Source organism: Collinsella sp. CLA-ER-H4 (assembly GCF_040092395.1).
In the GTDB taxonomy this organism is placed as follows: domain Bacteria; phylum Actinomycetota; class Coriobacteriia; order Coriobacteriales; family Coriobacteriaceae; genus Collinsella.
The window spans coordinates 41945-64609 of the sequence record NZ_JBBNLQ010000010.1; the positions used below are offsets into that span (position 1 = coordinate 41945).

At 60.5% G+C, this 22665-nt stretch carries 12 protein-coding genes and 1 tRNA gene; 1 reads left to right on the forward strand and 12 read right to left on the reverse strand.

The genetic code is table 11. The features are described 5' to 3' along the window. Positions 1–158: 158 nt before the first annotated feature. From AAAX34_RS07320 to AAAX34_RS07360, 9 genes are all read right to left on the reverse strand, one after another. Positions 159–7406, reverse strand: coding sequence for an FctA domain-containing protein (locus AAAX34_RS07320; protein ID WP_349110647.1), 7248 nt, complete (start codon positions 7404–7406; stop codon positions 159–161). An 855-nt stretch (positions 7407–8261) separates the two neighbouring features. Next, positions 8262–8603 carry a 4Fe-4S dicluster domain-containing protein gene (locus AAAX34_RS07325; protein ID WP_349110649.1) on the reverse strand — a complete coding sequence of 114 codons (342 nt, stop codon included), beginning with the start codon at positions 8601–8603 and terminating at the stop codon, positions 8262–8264. 7 nt (positions 8604–8610) lie between these two features. Beyond that, positions 8611–9699: a nickel-dependent hydrogenase large subunit gene (locus AAAX34_RS07330; RefSeq protein ID WP_349110651.1), complete on the reverse strand. Its 1089-nt coding sequence runs from the start codon at positions 9697–9699 to the stop codon at positions 8611–8613. 5 nt (positions 9700–9704) lie between these two features. Then, positions 9705–10400 (reverse strand): NADH-quinone oxidoreductase subunit C, encoded by a 696-nt coding sequence (locus tag AAAX34_RS07335; RefSeq protein WP_349110653.1) that lies wholly within the window; start codon positions 10398–10400, stop codon positions 9705–9707. Further along, positions 10400–10987, reverse strand: coding sequence for an NADH-quinone oxidoreductase subunit NuoB (gene nuoB / locus AAAX34_RS07340; RefSeq protein WP_349110655.1), 588 nt, complete (start codon positions 10985–10987; stop codon positions 10400–10402). Before nuoB ends, AAAX34_RS07335 begins: the two co-directional genes overlap by 1 nt. 12 nt (positions 10988–10999) lie before the next feature. After that, positions 11000–13882, reverse strand: a complete 2883-nt coding sequence (locus tag AAAX34_RS07345) for a proton-conducting transporter membrane subunit (protein ID WP_349110657.1) — start codon at positions 13880–13882, stop codon at positions 11000–11002. 286 nt (positions 13883–14168) lie between these two features. Then, positions 14169–14564, reverse strand: coding sequence for a transposase (locus tag AAAX34_RS07350; RefSeq protein WP_006235758.1), 396 nt, complete (start codon positions 14562–14564; stop codon positions 14169–14171). A gap of 448 nt (positions 14565–15012) precedes the next feature. Continuing rightward, entirely contained in the window at positions 15013–17043 is a 2031-nt protein-coding gene (gene bilR / locus AAAX34_RS07355) for a bilirubin reductase, long form (protein ID WP_349110659.1), read from the reverse strand. 532 nt (positions 17044–17575) lie between these two features. Next, a tRNA-Met gene (locus AAAX34_RS07360) sits at positions 17576–17652 on the reverse strand. 196 nt (positions 17653–17848) lie between these two features. On the opposite strand from AAAX34_RS07360, the gene AAAX34_RS07365 reads away from it, so the two are divergent. Continuing rightward, on the forward strand, positions 17849–18622 hold the full coding sequence (locus AAAX34_RS07365; protein ID WP_349110660.1) for a type III pantothenate kinase: 774 nt from the start codon (positions 17849–17851) through the stop codon (positions 18620–18622). Positions 18623–18728: 106 nt separating this feature from the next. On the opposite strand, the gene AAAX34_RS07370 is transcribed toward AAAX34_RS07365, so the two are convergent. The 3 genes from AAAX34_RS07370 to folP all read right to left on the reverse strand — a co-directional run bounded on the left by AAAX34_RS07370 (position 18729) and on the right by folP (position 22622). Continuing rightward, complete coding sequence (locus tag AAAX34_RS07370; protein WP_349110662.1) at positions 18729–19925, reverse strand: ATP-binding protein; 1197 nt, start codon at positions 19923–19925, stop codon at positions 18729–18731. Positions 19926–20177: 252 nt separating this feature from the next. Further along, positions 20178–20879: a hypothetical protein gene (locus AAAX34_RS07375; RefSeq protein ID WP_349110663.1), complete on the reverse strand. Its 702-nt coding sequence runs from the start codon at positions 20877–20879 to the stop codon at positions 20178–20180. Then, entirely contained in the window at positions 20880–22622 is a 1743-nt protein-coding gene (gene folP / locus AAAX34_RS07380; RefSeq protein WP_349110665.1) for a dihydropteroate synthase, read from the reverse strand. It lies immediately after the preceding gene. Between the last annotated feature and the right edge of the window lie 43 nt (positions 22623–22665).

Sequence of the window (22665 nt, forward strand, 5' to 3'; positions counted from 1 at the left end):
CGTAGTAGATGGGCCGGTTTCGTGGCGCCCCCGGCACACAAAAGTGCCGCCACGGAGGAGGGAGATACCTCCGTGGCGGCCAGGGGTGGGGTGGGGGCTGTGTTTTGGCTCCCCGCTAGCCGCCCGGGGCCTTTTGGCCCCGGGCGCTGCCAGCGTGCCTAGCGCTTACGGATACCCCAGACCAGGGCTCCGACGCCGGCCATGGCGATGACAAATGCCATAAGTAGAGCGGCAGCCTGCTGGTCGCCTGTGGTGGGCAGGAAACCCTTGACCGTCTTGACGATGTTCGTCACGGTCTTAGGCGTGCCGGGATCGGGCGTCGGCACGGGCGTCTCGGGCTTCTTGTACGTGTTGTTGAACACGATACCCTCGACGCTCTTGTCGCCCTTGGTAAAGGCGACGTTCGCCTTGAGGTTGCCCTCGCCGTCATCGACCACGTTGACGGTCACGGTAAAGACGGACTTGTCGTAGGTCATACCGACCTCGTCGCCCTTGACCTCGCTGATGGTGTAGGCGTGCGTACCGGGCTCGTCGTACTCAAACTTGTCAAAGTTGATCTTGCCGTCGGCATCGTTGGTGACGGTGGACTCGATGTCCTCGCCAACGAGTTTAAAGCTAAACTCGTCCTTCTTGAGTTCGCGTCCCTCGAGCACCTTGATAGCGCCGATGGAAACCTGCGTAGGCATGGCGTGATACTTGTTGGTAAAGCCAGCCGACTCGGTGGTTCCCTCGAGCTTGTGCGTCGCGGTCAGCGTGCCGTCGCCGTTGTCGGAGACGGTGGTCACGACGGTGTAGGTCGTGCCGTCATAGGTGACGCCCTTGTACAGGCCGAGCGCGTTGGGGCAAGCCTCGCGCAGCGTGTACGTGTGCGTGCCGGGTGCCTCGTAGCGAATCGGGCTCAGCGTCACGGTGCCGTTAGCGTCGTTGGTGCCGTTAGCGACAACCACGTCGTCCTCGAGCAGCTCAAACGTGAACTCGCCTGCTGCAAGGTCGCGTCCGGTCAGACGCTTGACGGTCTTGACCTGATCGGTCACGACAGAATCGGTAGGTGCCACGCCGTACGTGTTGGTGAACGTAAAGGCCGCACCGTCGCCGCCGTCGCGCTTGACGATCAGATGTCCCGCACCGTCGTCAGTCACGGTGTAGGAAACCTTGCGCGTGGCGTTGGTGTCGTTAGTCACGCCAGGGGCGCTGCCGGACTCGGTCACCGTGTAGGTAAAGGTGTGCGAGCGCGGGGCGGTGGGGGCTGCGGGCTCGGACTCGTCGCCGGGCTCGTCAACGTTGGCATCAGCGTCGGCGTCGGCCTCTGCCTCGTCAGCGTCGACGTCGTCAGCTTCGTCTGCCTCGGCCTTATCGGTCGCATCGTCCGTCACGCCCAGAGCGCGGTTGAGGTCCTCGAGCGTAAAGTGGATCTTGCCAAAGTCCACGTTACCGGCTGCGTCGTTGGTTACGGTCGTGCGCTCGGGCATCGGGGCACCTGCCTCGTCGGCGGTCACGGTAAAGGTGAACTTACCCGTGATGTCGGCCGGGGTCAGGCCCTCGGCAACCTGGAGCTTCTTAGTACCGGTGAGCGCGGCATCCACGGCGTCGGCGCCGTAGACGTTCTCGAACAAGGGCTCGACGCCGCCGTAGTCGACCGTCGCCGTCAGGGTACCGTCACCGTTGTCGACGACGATAACCTTAAAGCCAAAGCTCCACGTTGTAGCGGAAACGCCATTCGGCAGCCCGAATAAATCTTCGTAAGCCGTGTAGTTAATGGTCCAGGCAAGCTTGCCGTCCTTATCGGTACGATAAGCAAGCCCAGCAGCCTCAAGATTAGCAAGCATCTTAGTGTCGTAGTGCAGCGTATCAAAGCTCACGTGCCCGCCGATATTGGGCTTGAGGTTTTCGTATGCCACAAGCTCACCCTGATAGGCGATGCCGAACCAGAACTCGCCGTCGACCATCGGGCGACCGGTCAGGGTCTTGGTGGCGACAACCTGAGCAGCGGTACCACCAGGCGTATTGGTCGTAGCGCTGTAACTGTTGTGGAACGGGACCAGGGCACTCTCGACCTTGTTCTCACCGCTCTTGTGGACCGTCGTATGCGTACCCTCGGGACCACCGGAAACGGTCGTCGTAGCAGAGAGCGTACCGGCGGTGTCGTCGGCGATGGCGATCGTCACCGTGCGTACGGCGTCATCGTAGGTGTAACCGGGCTGGCCGTCGTTCTTTTCGGCCACGGTGTACTTGAAGGTCTTGCCGGCGTCAGCCTGCGTAAATTTAACCTCATGACCAGCCAGAATGTCGATCAGTCCGACCGTTGCCTCTGCCGCTTCGGGGGACTTGAAGCTGTTGGCCCCGGGCAGCAGGCCAAGCGCGTTGGCCGAGGCCTCGTCGGCAGGCGTCACGGTAAACGTGAACTGACCCTCGGTCATAGGACGTCCGGAGAGGCTCTTGCTGAGCTTGAGGCCGCCGGCCGCGGTGTAGTTAAGCTCAGTGCGGTACGTGTTGGTGAAGCGTCCGTTTTCCTTCTTGGTGACATTGGCGGTCAGCTTGCCCTCGCCGTCCTCAGTCACGGTCACTTCGGCGGTCGCGACATGCCCGTCATACGCCATGCCGGCCGCGTTACCCGCGTTCTCGCGGATCTCGTACGTGTAGGTTCCGGCAGCCGTGTAGCGGATCTTGCCGAACTTGACGGCAGCGATGCCATCCTTCGCATCGTGCTTGCTCACGGTTACGGTTGCAGGATCGGGCAGCGGGGCGCCTTCGGGGGCGGTGATGGTAAAGCTGAACTCGTCCCCATCCGTCCAGTCGCGGCCGCTGATGACCTTGTTCAGGTCAAAGTCGAGCTCTGCATCGAGCGGGGTCACGCTGTAGGTGTTCTCGAAGGTCGCAGCCTCGGCGTCCTTCAGGACATGCTCGGCCTTGAGGGTACCGTCGCCGTTGTCCGTGATGGTGGTCTCGATGGTGAACTTGGCATCGCTGTAGGTGATACCGCCGGCGTTGCCCTTGACCTCGCGCAGCGTGTAGGTGTGCGTTCCGGCCTTGTCGTACTTCACGGCGCTCATCGTGATCTTGCCATCGGCGGCGTTCTTGCCGGTGGCGACGACCTTGGCATCCTCGCCCTCGCCCTCGACGAGCTCGAAGGAGAACTCGCCGTCCTTGAGATCGCGGCCGGTCAGGACCTTGTTCGCCTTGATCTCGTCGGTGACGCTGAACTCGTTAGGATTCGGCTTGTAGCTGTTGTTGAACTTCGCCTCGTTGGCGCCCTGCAGCTCGTGCTTGACCGTGAGCTTACCATTGCCGTCATCAGTAACGGTAGTCACGATGGTGTAGGTCGTGCTGTCGTAGGTAATGCCGTTGCCTTCGGCGCCCTTGGCTTCGCGCAGGATATAGGTGTGCTTGCCGGCGGCGGTGTAGGTAATCTTGCCCATCGTAATCTTGCCATCGGCGTCGTTAGCGCCGGTGGCGACGACCTCGCCGTCCTCGACGAGCTCGAAGGAGAACTCGTCGGCCTTGAGGTCGCGTCCGTCCAGAACCTTGGTCGCGGTGATCTGGTCGGTGACGCTGGAGTTATTCGGAGTAACGCTGTAGGCATTCTCGAAGACAGCCTTCTCGACGTCCTGCAGCTCATGCTTAACCGTGAGCTTGCCATTGCCATCATCGGTGACGGCGGTCACGATGGTGTAGGCCGCGGTGCTGTAGGTGATACCGTTGTCGGCGTCGACCTTGACCTCGCGCAGCGTGTAGGTGTGCTCGCCGGCCTCGGTGTAGGTGATCTTGTCCATCGTGATCTTGCCGTCGGCCGCATTGGTGCCCTTGGCGACGACATCGTTACCCTCGACGAGCTCGAAGGAGAACTCTCCGGCCTTGAGGTCGCGGCCGGTCAGGACCTTCTTCGCGGTGATCTGGTCGGTAACGCTGGACTCGTTCGGGGCAGTGTTGTACTTGTTCTCAAAGCGCGCCGGCTTGGTGCCCTCGGGCGTATGGGTCACCTTAAGCGTGCCGTCGCCGTTGTCGATGACGCTCGTCTTGATGGTGTAGTTCGTCTTATCGTACGTAATCCCGTTGCTCAGCCCCGCTTCGTTGGGGAGCTTCTCGCGCAGCTTGTAGGTGTGAGTGCCGGGCTTATCGTAAGTGATTTTGTCCATGACGATTGTGCCATCGGCGGCGTTGGTGCCGGTAGCGACGACCTTGTCGCCCTCGACGAGCTCGAAGGAGAACTCGCCATCCTTGAGATCGCGGCCGGTCAGGACCTTGGTCGCGGTGATCTGTTCGGTGACGCTCGTCTCGACAGGCGTCACGTTATAGGTATTGGTGAACGTGAAGGCCGCATCACCGTCCGGCTTGCGGGATACGCGCAGATTCCCCTTGCAGTCATCGGTCACGGTGAAGGAAACCTCGCGCGACGGCTTAGCGTCGTTGGTCACGCCAGCGACCTCGCCGGACTCGGTCACGGTGTAGGTAAAGGTGTGCTCGCGCTTCTCGGACTTCTCACCCAGAGCCTTGTTAAGGTCGTCGAGCGTAAAGGTAATCTTGCCAAAGTCGACCTTGCCCTTGGCATCATTGGTCACGCTCGCGTTCGCGGGCATGGGTGCGCCCTCTTCACCGGTCACGGTAAAGGTGAACTTGCCGGCAATGTCAGCCGGAGTCAAGCCGTCGGCGACCTGCAGGTTCTTGATGCCCGCAAGCGAGGCCTCGGCAGCATTCGTGGTGTAGACGTTCTCGAACTTGATGCTCTTGACGTCCTTGGCATCCTTTAGCTCATGCGTGGCAACCAGCTGGCCCTTGCCGTTATCGGCGATGGTCGTCACGATGGTGTAGACCGCGTCGTCGTAGTCAATACCACCGGCGTTGCCCTTAACCTCATGCAGCGTGTAGGTGTGCTGGCCAATCTCGGTGTACTTGATGGCGCTGAACGTCACCTTGCCGTCGGCAGCGTTCGCAACGGTCTCGATAAGCTCAGAGTCCTCACCCTTGATCTCGCGCAGCTCAAAGCTGAACTCACCGGCCGTAAGGTCGCGCCCGGTCAGAGACTTGGTCACGTCAATCTTGTCGGTAACGCTGGACTCAACAGGCTCCGCAGTGTAGACGTTCTTGAACTCGGTCTCGTCGGCTTCGCTCCAAGTCACCTTCACAGCGGCGCTGAGCTCGCCCTTCTTGTTGGGCGTTACCATCACGGTGATCTCCGCGACGTTCTTGCTGTAGGCAATGCCGTCAACCGTGGTCCCGGCGTTCTTTTCGCTGACCTTGTAGACATACGTGCCAGGACTGGTGTATTCGATCGTGCCGAAGTCAATGGCAGCCTTGCCCTCGTGTTGATCGTCCTTGGTCACGGGCGCAGTCGCGGACTCGGGCATCGGGGCGTTATTCTCGGACGTCAGCTCAAACTCAAACGTGTCCCCTTTCGTCCAGGCGCGGCCTTCGAGCACCTTGGTCAGGCCAAAGCTAGCCTTGGTCTCCACCGTCGCCGGCGTCATGTTGTACGCAAAGCTAATCTTGCCGTTGTTGCCCAAGTAGGAATTGACATGCGTCGCGGTCGCCTTGGCGGACGTGTTGTTCCACTTGGGGTTGAGAACGTCTTTCGCGGTCTCGGTGTTGTTGCCGCCCACGTTATCCTTGGTGGTGTGGAGCTCGTCGATAAAGGCTAGGCGCGCGGTTCCCACGCTAAACGAAAGGTTGCCGTCCTCGTCAGCAACAATAGCGCCGTCAAACTTCGCAGCGTCGCCGCCGATAAACTCGATGACGGCAGAGGCGGGCTTGGCCTCGCCGTTTTCGCCCTGCTCCTCAAACTCATCCTTGTAGTAATAGGTGCCGGTATCTGCCAGCGAATTCTTTGCAGGCTGCGTGCAATCCTTGTCCGTGTAAATGGGCGTCTGCTTCTGGAAGTAGTAGTAGCGGTTGGTGTCGGCCGGCTCAAAGGTCGCAACCGTATTGCCCAGATCGCCGGCAGCCCACTTGTTCGCGTAGAAATTCACGGTCTTGGCGCCGTTGGCAACGGTCGTATTGTTCTCGATGTAATCCTTGAGCCCCGTTACCTTCTCGGGCGTAAACAGGTTGTCGAGTGCAGTGCTCTTCACGCTCGAGGTGTACTTCACGCGGATAGGCTGAGCGCTGTCGACCGAAAGCTTGCCGTCTACGGTCTTAAAGTGGCTCAGCGGAATCAACGACGCAGGAATGCTGACCGTTACGACATCGCCCTTCTGGGGATTGTCATCACCAGCACGCTGCACGGTAATGAGCAGGTCTTTTGCCTTGCCGGTGAACTCGTAGGTGTCGGTATTGGTTTCTTTATTGACCGTTTTGTCCGTCTTGGTAAACGGCGTGCCGTTGATGACGACCTCGGTGAAGCTGTCGACCTGCATAAAGTCGCCCAGCTCGTCGGTAAACGTGATGTAGCCGGACTTGGTCGCGTCGTAGCCCTTATCAATTTCGGTCGGATAAGGCGCCTCTGACGTAATGGCCTGTGAGATGTCGTCGAAGACCTTCTTGAGCTCTTCGGCATCGGTCGCCGACTTGTAGTAGTCGGAGTTTTCCGCGCGTGCACCATGAGCATCCCATGCCGTGGCATTGGGGTAGTTGCTCGAAACGGCCTGCATGAACTTGTTCTCTTTTTGGCTTTTTCCCGAATCCTGGATACCAGCACTGGGGTTCGCGCCATCAAAGATGCCGATGGTATAAACGGTGGCCTTGCCGTCCTTCATATTCTTAGCAGCTGTCACGGCAGCGTTGGCGACACCCGCATCGAATGTATTTTGCTTTGTTGGCGTACCGTCGGTAAAGAACACAATAATCTTCTTGGCATCTTTGCGGCCATAAGTGGTAGTGATTTTCTCGGCCAGCTCTAGGCCATAGTCGGCGCGCGTGGCGCCGGCAGGCTGAATTTTATTAATTGTATTCTTCTTGAGATCATCCGCATTGCTGCCGGAACAGTAGGTCAATTCTTTCATAACCTGGGTGTAATTGTAGGAGTACCCTCCGTCGCGATACATATTGTTGCCGATATTGTTGGACTTCTCGCCCGCAAACTTAACAATGGCAACCCTATGTTGCCTATCGACACCCTCGATACTCTCGTTTTGTTTGGCGATGGTATCGATAAAGCTGTTCGCAGCGTTCTTCAGTGCATCGATACGCTTAGTGCGATCTCCGCCACCCATAGGATCATCCATCGAGCCAGATGCATCCAGCACCATCACGATGTCGAGCGGCGTAGTAACCGTCACGGTTGAATTAGACGTCGAGGACATGGCCGAAAGCGTGGTCAGAAAATCCGACTCTTCGTTTTCCTCAGTTGCCTCGACCGTCTTGTCGGTCCAGATTCGGCCGACGTTTTGAGTCGTTACTTTATTACCGTTGTGACCGGCCGCCCAGATTTCCCAGCGTCCGCTGGTGTCGGGATCGACGACGACCTTTCCGCTCATTGTCGGTCCGTCCATTCCTGTGCTGGACCTGGCGTTGGCCTCGGGCAGCATGGCAAATGCTGCAGCTGGCAATACTAGCACTACGGCAAGTATCACCGCCAAGAGACCCCTCGTGTACTTACTCATCGCGTCTCCCTTCTCGCGGTCACAGACCTTGCATCAGCCTAAAGTTACGGAATGAGACACAATTAGGGCAGGTGACACACGTTCCAGATTTGATTTTGGGCGTGAGACAAATGTCTCACCAAAGTTGAGACACGAGAGTTTTCGCAGGAAAACGGGTGCGGCTCGGAGCCGACAGGCCAAAATGATCCGTTTTCCTCCGTCTCCGGGGGATCAATTGGTGGTGCTCGCTACGAAATCGGCCCATCTACTACGTTTGAATCGATACCCCCGACCATAACCGCTTTTCATGAAAAACCGCAGGCGTTCTACCTGCAATTTTGTTTTCGCGTTTTTTGGCATGGTTGAGGGTAGCGGCCTAAACGTAGTAGATGGGCCCATTTCGTGGCAGACGGATCACGAGGCAGCCCTCGCAAGGCCAAAATGATCCGTTTCCCTCTGTCCACGGGAGATCAGGGGCTGTTACGGATATGGTGCCATTTCAAAACTATGCCGGATTACGGGGCTAAAGTCGGGACCCTCATCCATACCTTCATTTTTTCAAAAACGGAAGGCTATCTACCTGCGGTTTTGTTTTTGCGATTTTCTGTATGGTCGGAGGTTCGCTATCCAGCCCCGTAATCCGGCATAGTTTTGTTCGCGGCGGCTCCACCGCGCGTTAAGCGCGGGTCCGGTGGGGCAATTTTGCCCCACCGGACCCTATTCCAGCTCTATTCCAGCTCTATTCCAGCGCTACTCCGGCTTGGTTTCTATCGTGGGAGTCTTATCCGCCGTGACTGGAGTACGGGCGGTGTCCATAGTCAGGCAATGTTTGGGGCAGCTTTCGACGCACTCACCGCACACCACGCAGACATACGGGTCGATCGACCAGGTGCCGCCTTTGCGATCGACCGCGAGCGCGCCCGCCGGGCAGCGACGCGCGCACATGCCGCAGCAAATGCACACGTCCATGTCGTTGACGATGTGCCCGCGCAAGCGCTCGGGCGCCGTCAGTTTCTCCTGCGGATAACAAACCGTGACCGGCTGCTTGACCATAGAACCCAAGGCCGTCTTGGCAAATGTCAGTAAACTCATGCCGCGCCTACCTTTCCGTGCAGCTAATGCAGGGGTCGATGGTCAGGATAATCATGGGCACGTTGGCAAGGAGCACGCCCTGCAGCGCATGTGTCAGACCCGCCAGGTTTTGCGACGTCGGCGTGCGCACGCGGAAACGGTCCAGGTTCTTGGTGCCGTTACCGCGCACATAGTAATACGCCTCGCCGCGCGGCTGCTCAATCACAACCTCGCCGCGCGCGCCGTCGGCCGGCGTGAGCTTGGTGCGCCCGCCGATTCCGTCGTGCGGAATCTTGCCGACAAGCTCCTTGATGACGTCCATGGCCTGTGTGACCTCGGCACAACGCACCTGGCAGCGGGCATAGCAGTCGCCATCGCTAGCAACAATAGGCTCAAACGCGGCCAGATCCGCATAGGCACCGTCGCCAAACATGCGCACATCGTAGTCCACGCCCGAGGCGCGGCCGAACGGGCCGACCATCGACAGATCAAGCGCGTCCTTCTTGCTGATCACACCCACGCCATGCAGGCGCTCGCCGCAGCTATTGTCGTCCAAAAACGTATGCACCAGAGCCTCGTAGTCGGGACGCATGGCGTCGAGCGTCTGGACAATACCCGCCAGCTCGGAGTCCTCGATGTCGTGCTTAAGGCCGCCGATCTCGTTGATCGACAAAATCACGCGGCCGCCGCACGTGCCCTCAAAGATCTTGAGAATCTGCTCGCGCAGGGTCCACGAACGATAGAACAGCGCCTCGAAGCCAAAGGCATCGGCGAGCAGGCCCAGCCACAACAGGTGCGAGTGAATGCGCGAAAGCTCGTGCAAAATGGTGCGGATATACTGCACACGGCCGGGCACCTCGATGTCGAGCATGCGCTCGCAGGCGCTGGCATAGCCGCAGCTGTGGCCCACGGCGCAGATGCCGCAGATGCGCTCGGCGATGTAGCCAAACTGATGCATGTCGCGCTTTTCGGTGAGTTTCTCGAGCCCGCGGTGCACAAAGCCGATCTGCGGAATTGCCTCGATGACGCGGTCGTCATCGATCACCAGGTCCAGATGAAGCGGCTCGGGCAGCACCGGGTGCTGCGGGCCAAACGGAATAACGGAGCGATGTGCCATGGACCTTACGCCTCCTTTTTCTGCTTGTCGCGGGCAGCCTTGGCGGCAAGCGCCGCGCGGACCTTGGCCGCTTTTTCGGGATCCATGGCGGCGAGCTTTGCTTCCAGCTCGGCGGCCTTGAGCGCGGCCTTCGCAGCAGCTTCATCGTGCTGAGCATCGGAGCCGGCAGCCGCATCGGGCTGAGCGGCAGCGCCCGCAGCATCACCGGCAGCAGCGGCGGCAGCGGCAGCCTTCTCGGCCGCGGCCTTGCGCGCCTTGGCCTCGGCAGCGGCACGGACCTTCATGGCTTTCTCGCGCGCGGCCTTCACCTCGGGCGTGATAACGCTCATGGGCTCGGCAGTCGAAACCTGGTAGAAAAAGCCCTTAAAGTCGACCTGCATGTCAGTGATGGCAAGACCAAACAGGTCGTGGGCCTCATTTTCAAACGGGAACACCGCGGGGTAATACGAGCTGATGGACGGAATCTCCTGGTACTGGTCGATGCCCTCAACCACCAGGTTCTCAATCGCATAGCTGCCGTCCTGCGCAATATGCTCCTGAGCAGCACGAACGTTGATAAACGTATAGACCAAGCGATACGAGCCATCGTCGACGTTGCGCTCGGCATGCATCTGCACAAAGCGCGCGCCGACGCCCTTGAGCGCCTGGGCATGAGACAGGAGCTCGTCAATCCCGACGGTGGTATAGATTGCCTTTTGCATTACTCGGCCTCCCTTGCAGCGGCGGGCGTCTCAGCAGGTGCGTCGCCAGCGGCATGCGCGTCGCCGGCCCCGGCCCCCGCAGCCACAAACCCGTCCTCGCCCAGCTCAACGCCACCGTCCCAAGTAGCGGCGCCGCCCACGGTAAGCGGATCGCCGCCGGCGCGCATCACGGCCTCTTTCTGGTCCAGGATGCCGCACGCCTCCACGATGGCATCGATCACGGTCTCGGGGCGAATGGCGCACCCAGGCGCGTACACATCCACGGGAATTGCGCGGTCCACGCCGCCGGTCACGTTATAGGCATCGCGGAACACGCCGCCCGAACACGCGCAGATGCCGCAGGCCACCACGCACTTGGGCTCGAGCATCTGGTTGTAAATCTGGCGCACGACAGGCAGGTTCTGGACATTGACCGACCCCGTCACCAAAAAGATGTCCGCATGCTTGGGGTTGCCGGTGTTGACCACGCCAAAGCGTTCCGCATCGAACAGCGGCGTGAGCGAGGCCAACACCTCGATATCGCATCCGTTGCAGCTCGAGCCGTCGTAATGAATAACCCACGGCGAGCGCGACATTTTATGATCCATGGATGCCGCCTCCTAAATAAATACGTCGACGAGGATGGGCATAAGGTTGAGCAGGCCAAACACCAGCGCCACGCCCCATCCGAGCCTAAAGCAGCTGCGCCAGGTGCTGCGTGCGAAGGTGTTGTCGATCAGGACCTCGACAAAATACGTCGCGGCCATCACGACCAGGGCTACAACCCAGCTCACGGGGTTGTCCCAAACAAAGAACATGCCCACCCACATCAAAAACAGCACGGTCTCGCACCAGTGCATAAGGGTCATCTTGGCCAGCGTGCCGCCGCTCATCTCGGTGGCGACGCCCTGGACGATCTCCTGATGCGCATGATGCGAGTACGAAAGGTCAAACGGCGACTTGCGCAGCTTGATGGTAAGCACCGCGAGCAACGCGAGGAAAATGGGCGCGCTGTACACGATGATAGGGGCCGACTGCCCCGTCACAGCAATGGAATCGAAGCTGTCGGTGGCAAGGTACAGGCCCACACTCATCAGCAGAACGGCGGGCTCGTAACTCATGACCTGCAGCAGCTCGCGGTCGGCGCCGACCTGAGCAAACGGGCTTTGCGTCGAGGCGGACGCCAACACCACAAAGATCGCGGCGAGGGTAACCATAAACGCGCACAGCAGCGTGTTGGAGCCCGACACAAAGATGCCGCCGCCCACCACGGTAAAGATGAGCGCGCACGCCATGTAGGTGTCGTCCATGGTGTTTACGCTGGCGGGGGCCTTGCGCAGGAGCTTGGCCACATCGTAGAAGGGTTGTAGCAGGCGCGGGCCCGCGCGGCCCTGCATGCGAGCCGAAAGCTTACGGTCAACGCCGTCGATCAGGCCACCAACCAAAGGCGCAATCAAGGCAAACGCCACGGTGCCAATAAAGATGCCCACGACGCCCGAACCTTCAAAATACTTGCCGCGCAACACCGAGGGCGCGCTCATGGCAAGCCGCTCGGGCCCAATCCACGCGCAACACAGCAGCGCAAACAAGATAATGCTGCAGCACACGACGCTACCCGCGGGGCCAATACGCTTCTCGCCAAGGGCGTCCTCCGAGTACCAATTGCGCTTTTCGGCCTTCACCTCGCGTCCCATCGAGCCGCGGAAATGGCGATATTTGTCGGTTCCCACGCCCGAAAGGTACACGTTGACGTGCGGCTTATTGCTCACGCGGAACGACGTCAGCAGCACCACGGCGATAAACGCTACGATAACCACCATCAGATACATGGCGTCCTTGCCAATAACGTACGGCACGCGTCCAAACACCATGGCGAGATAGGGCGATACCAGACCGCTCGAGATAACCGGAAACGCCACGCAGCACAGAATCAGCAGCGCGGCGATGGTGTTGAGCGCCATCCATTCGGTCTTATGGACATTGACCTCGACGTTTTGAGCCGTGGGGTCGACGCCCGAAAGCTTGGCAAGCCACTTGCCCCAAAAATAGAACGTCGCGGCCGAGCCAAAGGCCAGCACCATGATCATGAGCACGTTGCCGGTCTGCGCAAACGCCACCAGGGCGCCCCACTTGGACACGAGCATGCCAAACGGCGCCACAAACATGCCCATGATGCCCAGCATCATAAGGCGCGTCAGGTGCGGCATGCGGCTGAACATACCGTCCATGTCCTCGATATTGCGGCTGCCGATATGATGCTCGGCCGTGCCCACGCACAGGAACAGCAGCGACTTTGCCACCGTGTGGAACAGGATTAGAAAGATGGCGGCCCATACGGCCTCGGGCGCGCCGACACCCAAGCAGGCGCTGATAAGGCCCAAGTTGGAAATGGTGGAGTACGCGAGCACACGTTTGGCGTTGCTCTGCGAGATGGCCATGAGGGCAGCGAGCAAAAACGTGATGGCACCCACACTCGTGACCATAAAGCCGGTCACGGGATAGATGGCATAGAGTGGGCTCAGCTTGACCATCAGGAACACGCCGGCTTTGACCATGGTTGACGAGTGCAGCAGGGCGCTCGTGGGCGTGGGGGCAACCATGGCACCCAACAGCCACGTGTGGAACGGCATCTGTGCGGCCTTGGTGAGCGCGGCGAGCGACAACAGAATGACCGGCATCACCAGCAGCGCAGATTGCGCGGTTCCGGCGCCGGAAAGCTCGATCATGCCCGAGATGGTCAGCGGCATGCTGTTAACGTGCAGGTACATGAGTCCGGCCAAAAACGCGATACCGCCCAGCATGTTGAGGATGATCTGGGTGAAGGCGTTCTTGATGGCCTCGGGCGTGCGCGTGTAGCCAATCATAAGGAACGAGCACACGGTGGTGATTTCCCAGCCGCAGAACAGCCACTCAAGGTTGTCGCTCGTCACGATGACGAACATGGCTGAGAGGAACAGGAACATAAGCGCCAGGAACTGCGGGCGACGGTCGGGCGCGGTCTGCCCGCGCAGCGCAGCCTCGTGCTCGTCGTGGGCCTGGAAGTCCTTCATGTAGCCCAGGGCATACACGCAGATAAGGCTGCCGACGATGCCGACGGCGAGGACCATGATCACGCTCATGTAGTCCAGGTAGAGCGGGGTTGCGGTGACGGCTTCGGTCGCGGGCAGCGTCATGGCTGCAAAGGCGAGCGAGCCCACCAACTGGACTACGCTGAGCACCGTGGTGAGCGCGTTCCTATATTTGTACGCGTTGTACAGGATGACGGCGCACAGGATGACGTCGATAACGGAACTGATGATCGAGAGCACATGCGAGGTGCCGGGGGCAACCTCAAAGCTCTGCGGACCCGTGCCAAAAAACATGACGGCGACTACAACTGTCACCGCCATAATAATGCCGGAGCCTATGAGCCCCACCGCATCGCGGGTGCGGTCACCGCGCGCGAGCAGCATGCCCAGCGCCGGTACCAGCGGAAACAGGGTAAGGAAATACAGTAGCGTCATACCATCACTCCCCCATGCAAAAACGCTGCAATTGTTTAACGTTATAGCTCAATTACGGGGTTGCGGTGGCAGGTTTTCGGTCAACTGGGGAGTTTTAGGCGTACGGGGCAAGGAGTCTGTCCGCATTGGAGTAGAGGGGTGACGTCCCTTTACCGCAGCGACGGACGCGCGGGCCACTGCGCGCGGTTTATTGGGCACTTTGGAGGATGTCCCAATAGGCTCGCGCCGGTCCAAAAAGTTGGCGCGGCAAGAAAAATGCGCCCCTGTGGGCGCACCATCCCGTTTGCTATTCCGCCTTTTTAACGCGCGGCTTGCGACCGCGCGGCTTATCGACCAGTGCGGACTCACCGCTCTCGCGGTACTGACGGCACCAAGCCTTGACCGAAGACTCGCTGGGAATCTTGTGCTTGATCATGGCCTCGCGAACCGTCAAGCCGTTTTCCAGACGGTCCTTAACCACAGCGAGCTTTACGTCGTACGAATAGGTGTGATGATGCGAACCGGCGTTGAGAACGGCGTCGGCACCGCCCACGGCATACGCGCGGGCCCACTGACGAGCCGTGGCCTGGGGAATGCCAAGCTCCGCAGCGAGGGCGCGATGACCGACCCCCTCTTGGAGGATCTCGACGGCGCGCTGCCTAACCTCAGGCGCATGCGTGCGAGTCCTAGTTGCTTCCGACATACCTGCCACTTCTTAGCTTTAACCGTTAATCTGCTTTCTTACGTGCAAGTTAGATAGTAGCATTTTACTGTTTGCTCAAAGCAGTTAATTAAAATAGACGCGGCGTTATCTGGGCATTTGGCACCAAATTACGACATTTCTTTATCGATTATTTACGCTGGTAGCTGACTCGCAGCTAATCGTCATTCGCTTGTCAACAAAATTGGCATCTCTTTATGTCCTTTGGTATAGAAGATATAGTTATTAACCCCTCCCCCAATAATTTTGAGTAATCTGCAAGGCAGTAGACGTCCTCACTCCTCATGATTACCGCGCATTGCCATCCACCGGAGCAAAACAAAAGGGCGGGACCTGCTGCGCTTGCAGGCCCCGCACCGATTGACACCCGACGGGACGCAGTCGGGCGAGGCGGATCCGTGCTACCGCCCCGCCTGGCCGCGATGCTCAACTACAGCTCGTTGGCCGCGTGATACGCCGTGCGGATGGCGCTCGCAATGTCGGCGGTGCGCTCGCCCGAGCAGTCGCCCACGCAGGTCACGGGCACCGTCACGCCGTCCAGGTCAAACGCGTTGGCCTTGGAGCCCACGGCCATCACCACGTAATCGCAGGCGATATTTACCGGCTCCTCGGCGCCGTCCTCGGTGGTGCGCACGGCCTCCACGCCCTCGTCGGTAATGGCGGTCAGGCGGGTCTTCACGTGCTGCTCCACGTTGTGCTCGGCAAAGTCGCTCATAATCAGCGGCAGAATGGTCTCGGACTCGCCCGCGGCAATCTTGTCGAGCATCTCCACGATCGCCACCTCGCAGCCGTGCTGCAGCAGGTACTCGGCAGTCTCGGTGCCCACCAGGCCGCCGCCAATGACGGCGACGCGGCCCGTAAGCTCCACCTTGCCGGCCAGCACGTCCCAGCTCGAGACGACCTTGTCCGAGTCGGCACCCGGAACGGGGATGACCACGTCGTGCGCGCCCACGGCCACAATCGCGGCATCGGCGGCGTTGAGGTCCTCTGCCGTAGCGACGTGGCTGAGCTCAACCTTTACGCCCAGGCCAGGCAGAATCTTCTCGTAGTACTCGACGGAACGCATGATCTCGTCCTTGCGCGGGGGCGCAGCCGCCAGCACAATCTGGCCGCCCAAGTGATCGCTCGCCTCGTAGACGGTCACGTCGTAGCCACGCTTGGCCGCCACGCGCGCGGCCTCCAGGCCGGCAATACCGCCGCCCACCACAGCGATCTTCTTGTCACCCTCGCCCGGCTTGATGGCGATGGTCGCCTCGTCGCCGTTCTCGGCGTTGAGCACGCACGAGATGTACTTGCGGTTTTGAATCGCGTCGACACAGCCCTTGTTGCAGTTGAGGCACTCGCGGATGGGCTCGCCGGTGGCGGCCTTCAGCGCAATGTCGGGGTCGCACATGAGCGAGCGGCCGTAGGCGATGATGTCGGCCGCGCCGTCTTCCAGAATCTTCTCGCCGGCCTCGACCGAGACAACACGGCCGACGGTTGCCACCGGCACGGAAACCAGGGCCTTGACGCGCTCGGCCACGGGCAGCGTCCAGTTGTAGGGCATGGCGCCCATGGGCGGAATGGTGTCTCCCATGTTGCCGGTGTGGTTGGCCTGCGCGACCTGGATCATGTCGATGCCCGCGCCCTCGAGCAGCTTGGCGAACTCGCAGGCCTCGTCGGGCTGCAGGCCGCCCTTGCCGCGCGGCGTGCCGTCGGGGTTCTCCATGATCACGGGGAGCTTGTACTCCACCATCAGCTGCGGCGCGGCTTCCTTAATGGCAGCGACGACCTCCAGCGCGTAGCGAACGCGGTTCTCGAACGAGCCGCCGTACTCGTCGGTGCGCTGGTTGAGGATTGCCGAGCACAGCGAACCCACCAGACGGTCGCCGTGGACCTCGATGGCATCGATCCCGGCCTGCTGCGCGCGAGCGGCCGAGGCAGCGATGGCCTCCTTGATCTGGGTAAGCTGCTCTACGCTCGCCTCGTTCACAAAGTGCTGCATGTCGTGGTGCAGCTTGGCGTAGGCCTGGTTGCGAATCTCGTTGGACTCGGCCATCTTGGCGGCAAAGGTCTCCTCGTCGCCAGCGGCCTTGGCCTCCTGCGCGGCCTTGGCGGCAGCCATGGATCCCATGACCATGCGGCCGACACCGGGCACGTCGTACTCGGGGTGGAACAGCTGCAGCGCGACCTTGGCGCCGTGCTTGTGGACGGCATCGGCCAGGGCCTTAAACGTGGGGATCTGGGCGTCGGTTGCCAGCTTGGGCGTGGGGCTTGCGGTCATGACGGGAGCAACGTCGCCGATGACGATGTAGCTCACGCCGCCACGGGCCAGGCGCTCGTAAAAAGCCAGGCTGCGCTCGCCGATGGAACCGTCGCGCTCCTCGTAGCCGGTGGTCAGCGGCGGGAACATAATGCGGTTCTTGAGCTCAAGGGGGCCAACCGTAATGGGCTGGAGCAACTTGGATGCAGGTGCGGTCATGGATATTCCTCTCTTGTAGGCGCGGCGGCGATGATGCCGCGTAGTTGTCTAGAGGATATGGCATGGGAATACAACAGCGCAACGGAAATCGGCAGACAGCAGGTAGCGGCAGGTGGATGGGGATGGGCGGGGCGGCCCGTCGGTTTATCTCAATCTGTAACAGTTACGCGACAAAACCGGGTCTTACTGTTACAGATCGAGACATTCCCCTCGACCCAACCTCAACAATCTCAATCTGTAACAGCTAGACCCACTTTTGACCCCTACCTGTTACAGATCGAGACAAACCAAGCCCGCCTGCTAGAAATTCTCAATCTGTAACAACAACTCGGCAAAATCCGTCCCTCGTGTTACAGATTTAGACAAACACGACCCAACCCACCGGTATATCTCGATCTGTAACACCTAGCCGCCCAAATCGGGTCTAGATGTTACGGATCGAGATTTTGTTTGAGAGACCGAGAATTGGACCGAAAACACGGTCCCGAAATAACAAAAAACTCGCCGGCTAGGCCGACGAGCTGCAAGTTCTTGGTCGCGGGGGCAGGATTTGAACCTACGACCTCCGGGTTATGAGCCCGGCGAGCTACCAGACTGCTCCACCCCGCAATGTCTGGGCGCCTCATGTGCGCAAGTAAGAATATTACTCGGGAGTTCGGTAAACGGCAAGGAAAATCTCGTAGAGCATAATTCCTTCATATTTAAACCCCTCAGCCCCTATCACCGTAAACGAATCGCAGCCGAGCGCCGTCGACGGCACGTATACAATGGTGCGCGTCCTTTTATGCCAACACTGGGAGTAGACATGCTGCTCGCTATCGATATGGGAAACACGCAGACGGCCATGGGCCTGTTTGACGGAGACGAGCTGGTGCAGTCGTGGCGTATGCCCACCGACCGCTCCTATACCGCCGACGAGATCCACGTGCGCCTGATGGGCTTCTTTAAGATGTACGGCCTTTCGCTCGACGAGGTCGACGCGATCGCCTTTGCGGGCGTGGTGCCGCAGCTCTCGCGTGAATGGCACGCCGTGGCCGACCGCATTGCCGCAGACGCCATCGTCATCGGACCGCAGACGGCCGCGGTGACCAAACTGCGCGCGGCGCGTCCCCAGGCCGTAGGCGCCGATCGCGTCGCTAACGCCGTTGCGGCCGAAACTTTCTACGGCGCGCCGGCAATCGTGGTGGACTTTGGCACCGCGACCAATATCGACGTCATTGATGAGGACGGTTATTACATTGGCGGAGCGATCGCGCCGGGCATTCGCATCTCCATGGACGCGCTTGCCGCCCGTGCCGCCAAGCTCGCCAGCGTGCCGCTCGAGGCGCCCGAGCACGCCATCGGCCGCGATACCGAGGAGTGCATCAAGGTCGGCGCCGTAACGGGCGCCGCCGCCATGGCTGAGGGCCTGGTCGCGCGCATGAAGCGCGAGCTGGGCCGCGAGGATGCCGCCGTTATCGCCACGGGCGGTCTCGCCAGCATCGTCGCCGATTCGACCGATGCCTTCGACGTGGTCGACGGACAGCTCACCATCAAGGGTATCTGCGAAATCTACCGCCGCATGCAGGAGCTGGGATAGGACAGGGGCTTAAGTCGAGCACGAGCGCGAGCGGCGAACTAGGCAACGCATCGGCCCTATTCCTCAAAATCGAAAGATTTTCAGTTTTGAGGAATAGGGCTTTCTGCTAGGCCTCGTCGCACAGCCACCTCGCCAGGTCCACGATCTGCACCCCATTGCGGTCCGTGGCCTCGTGATGCGTGCGGGCGAGAATCATCTTGGGGTACGCGTCGCCAATGCTCAGCAGTGGTGAAATCTCGCGTTCAAATGTCTTATCCGAGCTGATGTCGTCGCTCACCTGAATGTAGAGCTTCTCGCTTCGCTTGATTGCTACAAAGTCTATTTCCTTTTTATAGAGCACGCCGACGTATACCTCGTATCCGCGGCGCAGCAGCTCGATTGCCACCATGTTCTCGTATACGCGTCCCCAATCCATATCACGTGTACCGAGCAGCGCGTATTTGAACGCGTGGTCTGCCAGGTAATACTTCTCGCCGCTCTTAAGGTATTTTTTGCCGCGGATGTCGTACCGACGAACTTTATAGAAGGCAAACGCATCGCACAGGTACCCCATGTACGTGCCGACCGTCTTGTTCGTTATCTTTAGCCCATCCGCGTTCAAAATATCCGTAATGTTACGTGCCGACGTTATGTTGGATACGTTGTCCATCATGTAATCGGCAATGCGCAGCAGCGCCGATTCGTTTCTCACGTTATGCCGCTGCACGATATCTCTCACGATGAGCGTTTTGAAGACATTGGAGAGATATTGATAACGCTGCTCCTGCAGTGAATAAGGGTAGGAGCCGGACATACCGCCGGTTCTCGCGTACTCATCGAAGTCGCGGTCGACCTCGCCCTCGTCGCCATAGAGTCGATACTCCTCAAACGAGAATGGGAAAACCTCGATCTCAAACGTACGCCCCGTAAAGAGCGTCGACAGATCGCTCGACAGCAAAAAGGCATTCGATCCGGTAATGAATATGTCGTACTGCTCGGATGCGTGGAGGCTGTTGATCGCATGCTCAAAACCGTCGCACATCTGAACTTCATCGATAAGCAGAAAGTTTTGTTTGCCGGACACTCGATGCTCTTTTACATAGGCGAGCAGCGCGTGATACTCGAGCAGATTCTCGAACTCATCGAGGTTGTAGTTGATATGGATGACATTCGAATTGGACAGATTTGCCTCCACGTAATCGCGGAGGGCCTCGAGCAATTTTGATTTACCGCTACGACGGATGCCCGTGATGACCTTGATGTCCGGCACGCCAATAAGGCTCGTCAACGTGTCCATATATGACGTTCTATTGATGAGTTTCATTGGGGCCTCCTCGCGGTCTTTTATCGCTATTCCTCAAAATTGAAAAATTTTCAGTTTTGAGGAATAGGCTCTATAGCGAATATACCTCGCGAAAGACCGAGCTGCCTTAATCCTATTCCTCAAAAACGAAAATTTTTCAGTTTTGAGGAATAGGGCGCTGGCAACCCATTCCCCAGATAGGCGAAACCCTCCCTGGCACAGGCCGAGGAGGGTCTTGTTGTCATGTCTATCTTTGGGCGCGAACGCCCCGCGCTACAGCCCGCGAATTCGTACGGCCTCGGGCGGAAACTCTTGCTCGCCGGCATCGGTCTTGATGGTCGCGCGGCCCCAGATGTCCAGGCCCGCGAACACGCCCACCGCGAGTGGCAGGCCGTTGGGCGACACCGCCGCAACTTGGCGGCCCAGCAGCGGCACCATGTCGAAGTACTCGCCCAGCACGGGAGCCAGCGGACCGGCAGCGCCCTGCGGCGTGTTGGCAGCAACCGCCCAGGTGTCCACACGGGTCAGCACGGCGGCGGCCAACTCCTCGACCAGCGCTTCGTCAGCCACGTCCACACCAAGCTCGCTCAGCGCCGAACGCTCAATATCCACCGTCACGGCGCCGAACATGCCCGCGGCACCGGCACCGCCGTTGACGGCGACACGCGCGAACGACGTCTCGAACGCGGGCGCACCGCACACGATATCGCTCGGCCACTGGATACCCACCTTACCGGCAAGGCCCAACCCCGGCGTCGAAGCCGTGCCCACGAGTGCGTCCATCATGCCCATCGCGGCCACAAACGGCAGGCCGTGGAAGGCGTGCATGTTCACGTCCGGACGCACGACCAGCGAAAACGTCAGCGATACATCGCCCGCGTTCCACGCGCACCAGCCCGCGGACGCACCCTCGCGGCCCGCATCGCGCGCGGCGTCGAGCTCAGTGCCAGCGGCTACAGCGTTCATCTCAATCATCTACATACGCCCCAATTCGCCCACGATATGGCCCACGCGATCCTCGGGCTCCTTGACCTCGACGCCGTTGTAGCGGAAGAACCGCGCCGGGTCGTGCATCAGGTCCTCGAGCGGCACCAGCACAAAATCGCGCTCGCCGATCAGCGGATGCGGCAGGCGCAGCTTTTTGCCGCCGTGGGTCTCGCCGTCCATCCACAGCAGGTCCAGGTCGATGGTGCGCGGACCGTTGGCCTTGGCCTTTTTGGAGCGGTCGCGCCCCAGCTCGGCCTCGATCTTCATGAGCTCGTCGAGCAGCACCAGCGGCGCCAGCTCGGTCCTAATCTCGATGACGGCGTTGGCAAACGCGTCCTGGCGCGTCTCGTAGGCCGGCTCGCTCTCGTAAATCTTGGAGGAGTTGGACACGCAGGTGAGTGGAATCTCGGCGATCATCTCGCGTGCAGCGCGGATGTTGTCGCAGCGATGCCCCAGGTTGGAGCCCACGGCCACAAACGCGCGGCGCGGCTGCGGCTTGGCAACCGCCCAGTAGCCGTTCAGGAACTGCGCAAAACCCGCGGCGTCGTGCACGCGCACGATGTTGGCACCGGCCTGGATGGCGCCCAGGCACACGCCAAACGTAGCGGCATCGCGCTCGGCGGCCTCGGTCACGCCCGAGACGGCGCCCACAAAGCGCTTGCGCGACACGGCACACATGAGCGGATAGCCCAGTGACGCCATCTTGGCAGTCTCGCGCTGGATGACGATGTCCTCGTTAGCCGACTTACCAAAGCCCGGGCCAGGATCAATGCAGATGCGGTCGCGCGACACGCCGGCATGGATGAGCGTGCGGGCCTGGTCGGACAGAAAGCCCATGACGCGGCGCATGATGGGCGCCGAATCGGGCAGGGTGAAGCGGCGGAGCTGCGAGGTGGGCACGTAGGCTTCCTCGCGGCGGGCGCTGCGGCGCATCATGGCGGCCAGTCGGTCATTGGACTCCGATGCGGCCTCGGTGGCCTCGGGCGCGGCCTCGGGCGCGGGCGCGACGGTCTCGGCGGCAGCAGCCTGCTCGGCGGCCGGCGTCTCCTGCTCGCTTGAAGGCTCGGACGTGGGCTCCGGTTCGCCAAACGGCAACGAGGGCTGCACCACGCCGCCCGGAAGCTTGGCCTCCGGCTTAGGCTCGCCCAGCAACTTGCCGCGACGGCGGCGAGCCGGCTTCTCGGCCTCACGCGCGGCCTCGGCAGCCGCCTCGCGCGCCTTCTCGGCAACAAACGCCGCTGCCGAGGTATCAAGCTGCACCGTTGCGTGCGTGCGGGTGGGCGCGGCGACCTCGCCGGCATGCATCACGATGACGCCGCAGGTGCTCGTCTTAACAAACTCGACCATCTTGGGGTCGGTGAAGCCGGTCACGTCGTTGACGATCGAGGCGCCGCAGCGCACGGCCGCCTTGGCAACCGCCACATGACGCGTGTCGATCGAGACGATGGCGCCCTCCTTGGCCAGCGCGCGCACCACGGGCAGCACGCGGCGCGCTTCCTCATCGGGATTGACCGGGGTAAAGCCGGGGCGCGTGGACTCGCCGCCCACGTCGATGATGTCGGCGCCGGCGTCGAGCATCGCCAGGCCATACTCGATCGCGGCGTCCGGGTCGAAGTGCTCCCCGCCGTCGCTAAACGAATCGGGCGTCACGTTGAGGACGCCCATGATGCGCGGACGGTCAAAGCTGAGCTCGTACTTTCCGCACCGCCATGTCTTGCTGTCGTTCGCCATGAACATCCTCCTAAAATGCCCACGCCGCCGAGCTTGGGGAGCT

Coding starts and splice junctions, on each gene's coding strand:
- AAAX34_RS07320 (WP_349110647.1), bottom strand. CDS start 7,406: ATGAGCGGAAAGGTCGTCGTCGATCCCGACACCAGCGGACGCTGGGAA.
- AAAX34_RS07325 (WP_349110649.1), bottom strand. CDS start 8,603: ATGAGTTTACTGACATTTGCCAAGACGGCCTTGGGTTCTATGGTCAAG.
- AAAX34_RS07330 (WP_349110651.1), bottom strand. CDS start 9,699: ATGGCACATCGCTCCGTTATTCCGTTTGGCCCGCAGCACCCGGTGCTG.
- AAAX34_RS07335 (WP_349110653.1), bottom strand. CDS start 10,400: ATGCAAAAGGCAATCTATACCACCGTCGGGATTGACGAGCTCCTGTCT.
- nuoB (WP_349110655.1), bottom strand. CDS start 10,987: ATGGATCATAAAATGTCGCGCTCGCCGTGGGTTATTCATTACGACGGC.
- AAAX34_RS07345 (WP_349110657.1), bottom strand. CDS start 13,882: ATGACGCTACTGTATTTCCTTACCCTGTTTCCGCTGGTACCGGCGCTG.
- AAAX34_RS07350 (WP_006235758.1), bottom strand. CDS start 14,564: ATGTCGGAAGCAACTAGGACTCGCACGCATGCGCCTGAGGTTAGGCAG.
- bilR (WP_349110659.1), bottom strand. CDS start 17,043: ATGACCGCACCTGCATCCAAGTTGCTCCAGCCCATTACGGTTGGCCCC.
- AAAX34_RS07365 (WP_349110660.1), top strand. CDS start 17,849: ATGCTGCTCGCTATCGATATGGGAAACACGCAGACGGCCATGGGCCTG.
- AAAX34_RS07370 (WP_349110662.1), bottom strand. CDS start 19,925: ATGAAACTCATCAATAGAACGTCATATATGGACACGTTGACGAGCCTT.
- AAAX34_RS07375 (WP_349110663.1), bottom strand. CDS start 20,879: ATGATTGAGATGAACGCTGTAGCCGCTGGCACTGAGCTCGACGCCGCG.
- folP (WP_349110665.1), bottom strand. CDS start 22,622: ATGGCGAACGACAGCAAGACATGGCGGTGCGGAAAGTACGAGCTCAGC.